This window comes from Longimicrobiaceae bacterium (genome assembly GCA_035696245.1).
Taxonomy (GTDB): domain Bacteria; phylum Gemmatimonadota; class Gemmatimonadetes; order Longimicrobiales; family Longimicrobiaceae; genus DASRQW01.
In genome coordinates this window covers 1-2,911 of the sequence record DASRQW010000161.1, presented here as the reverse complement: position 1 = coordinate 2,911, position 2,911 = coordinate 1, and the positions used below count along the sequence as shown (strand labels likewise).

Sequence of the window (2,911 nt, the reverse complement as noted above, 5' to 3'; positions counted from 1 at the left end):
CACCCGGTAGAGGTGGGCAGCCCGCCTCTCTCCTGCGCCCGTAGCCGTCTCTTCCGTCCACCCGGCAAACGTGCACAGACCATTTTCGGACATGCGGCGGAATCGTTACACGTGGACGCCGGGCGCGCGGGCCTCCGCCGCGCGACTGTACGCGCCGTGCCTCACGGCGTATGATTGAGCGTATCCGCTTCCCTCCCTCGGCCGCCCGCGCCGACGGCCCCGCATCCCCAGAATCGTCTCCCGCACGATGGCTCCACGCGAAGAGGAGAAGGACCTCGGCTTCGGCTCGCTGCTGGCGCAGGAGAGCCCCACGCGCCTGCTGAACCGCGACGGCACGTTCAACGTGCGGCGCGTGGGCACCGGGCCGCTGGCGTCGCTCAACCTCTATCACCAGCTCCTGGAGCTGTCGTGGCCAAGGTTCCTGGGGCTCGTCGCGGCGATGTACCTGGTGGCGAACGCCGTCTTCGCCGTCCTGTTCTTTCTCTGCGGCCCGGGCGCGCTGCGCGGCGACTTGGGCGAGGGCAAGCTGGGGCGGCTGATGGCGTCGTTCAACTTCAGCGTCGAGACCTTCGCCACCATCGGCTACGGCAACATCACCCCGCACGGCTTCGCCGCGAACCTGCTGGTGACGGTGGAGTCGCTGGCGGGCCTGCTGGTGTTCGCGATCGGCACGGGGCTGGTGTTCGCGCGCTTCTCGCGGCCGGTGGCGAGGATCGTGTTCAGCGACGTGGCCGTGGTCGCGCCGTACCGCGGCATCACCGCGTGGGAGTTCCGCATCGTCAACGGGCGCAGCAACCAGCTCATCGAGGTGGAGGTGAAGGTGTCGATGAGCCGCCGCGTGCCGGGCGGCGGCGGACGGCGCGAGTTCTTCGAGCTGTCGCTGGAGCGCGACCGCGTGGCGCTCTTCCCGCTCAGCTGGACGGTGGTGCACCCCATCGACGCGAACAGCCCGCTCCACGGCTGGACCGAGGCGGGCCTGCACGAGTCCGACGCCGAGTTCCTGATCCTCCTCACCGGCATCGACGAGACGTTCGCGCAGCAGGTGCACGCGCGCTCGTCGTACAAGCCGGGCGAGACGGTGTGGGGCGCGCGCTTCACCCCCATCCTCCAGCGCCTGGACGGCAGCGCCATGTCGGTGGACGTGAGCCTCATCCACGGCTACGAGCGCACCCCCGTTCCCGGCGCCGCCGCCGTTCACCTCGACGGCGCGCTGCCGGCGCCCGCGCGTGCGATCACCTCCGGCAGCGTGGCGGGGAAGTAGCGCGACCGGGAGCGAGTGACGTCCGAGAACGCCGGATGCGACGAACTCTCCGGTGCGGATCGACCGTATGGGCTTTCGATTCTGGGCGGGTTCTGATACCAATCCGGTTGAATGACTGTGCATTCTTCGGAGCAAGACGGTGCGAACGCTCGGTAGACAAACCGCACAATGCACAGTTGATCGCCCGTATTGGTATGAGATTTCGTTTCGCGGGGCCGGGCCAGCCGCCTGCCCGCGCCGCTCCCGATGGACTCGACTCCCAGGAGCGCGCCCACTTCCCCGGCGAGCTGAGCGGACGCGAATCCGCGCCTTCGCATCGGCAGTGATGCGGCGGGGCGGTGATCGAGGTGAAGGGTGCGAATGCGACGAAGGGCGCGGAGAGCCTGACTCTTCGCGCCCCCCGTGTGTCTTCCAGCTTTGGCCGGACGTGTATCGATCGACCGAATTCGTCGCGTCCGACGACTGCTCGCGTGGTCGAAAGGTGCCGGTGGATGCTCGTCCGCTCAGACCTCGGCGGAGGCGCGGCGCTCGGCGGCTTCGATCTTCTCGCGGCGGATGGGGCAGACGAGCTCCAGGCGGCGGTTCTCGGCGATGCTCTCGCCGGCGCGGCGCTGGAGGTCGGCGACGAGGCGGCCGTTCGCTCCGGACGCGAGGGGCGCGAGGCCGGTGTAGACGGCAACGGAGTCGATGCCGCCGTTCGCGACCAGCCGGCTCACGTGCCGGAGCAGCGCCGCGTCGCGCTCGGGCGAGGCGGGCGCGGGCATCAGCATCCCGCGCACGTACGCGAGGGCGATGAGCTGCTGGGCCGCGTAGTCGCCGCGATACTTCGGCTGCGCGTAGAGGCGCTGGATGGCGGGCTGCGCGGCCTGCCAGCTCGTGCTGTGGTCGATGACGGCGGCGGCGTCGCCCAGCGCCTTCATGCGCATGCGGGTGAGCCGGTCGACCGCCACCACGCCCAGCTCCTGCGGGTCGCGCGAGGTGTTGTACTTGAAGAGCCCGATGCGCTTGAGCATGCGCGAGCCCTCGGGCCCGCGCACCACGCCGCTCATGGAGCAGGCGGCGCCGAGCGCCAGGAGCGCGAACGAGCCGAAGAGGCGGAGGCAGCGCAGGACGCGGGTACGGCGGAGGGGCATGGGAGGTACTCCAGGGTTTCACTGGTTCGGCCGGGACCGTGCGGCGGCCCGGCGCCGGAAGGGACGGGCGGCGCCCGTCCCTTCCGTGGTTCAGCGGGTCGTTAGCTGAACAGGCGGCCGACCTCGCACTTGAACGTCTCCCAGGCGGTGGGCGTGTAGCCGGGGAGCTGCACGCACGTGCCGCTGCGGCAGTCGATCACGTTGCTGGACTCGCGGGCGCCGCACAGGTCCATCGCCTTGGCGGCCGGCGCGAGCATCAGGCCGAGGCCGAGGGCGAGCGTGGTGATCTTGGCGGAACGGGTCAGCTTCATCATGGTGTGCCTCGATGGAGTGGAGCGAGGAAGGGACCGCGGAGTCCGCGGGTGAGGGATCGAACGGCGGGCGTCCGACAGCACCGACAGGGTCGGCGGTTGCGTCAAATGTAGTCGGATAAGGTTCCTGTGGAAGTGGTCCCGCGGGTCCCTTCAGGGCGGCCCTGCGGCGGCGAGGGCGATCCGCGCGAGCGTATTATAGATCC

General features: G+C 70.0%; 3 protein-coding genes. 1 reads left to right on the top strand and 2 read right to left on the bottom strand.

Features of this window, described 5'->3' with window-relative positions:
• The first annotated feature begins 247 nt into the window (after nt 1-247).
• Nucleotides 248-1,261, top strand: coding sequence for an ion channel (locus VFE05_07475; protein HET6229890.1), 1,014 nt, complete (start codon nt 248-250; stop codon nt 1,259-1,261).
• A 503-nt stretch (nt 1,262-1,764) separates the two neighbouring features.
• Here VFE05_07475 and VFE05_07470 read toward each other — a convergent pair.
• Together VFE05_07470 and VFE05_07465 are read right to left on the bottom strand one after the other, a co-directional pair.
• The gene (locus VFE05_07470) at nt 1,765-2,394 is read right to left on the bottom strand and encodes a hypothetical protein (protein HET6229889.1); all 630 of its coding nucleotides are present in this window, start codon (nt 2,392-2,394) and stop codon (nt 1,765-1,767) included.
• Between the two features lie 101 nt (nt 2,395-2,495).
• Complete coding sequence (locus tag VFE05_07465; GenBank protein ID HET6229888.1) at nt 2,496-2,708, bottom strand: hypothetical protein; 213 nt, start codon at nt 2,706-2,708, stop codon at nt 2,496-2,498.
• Nucleotides 2,709-2,911: the final 203 nt, after the last annotated feature.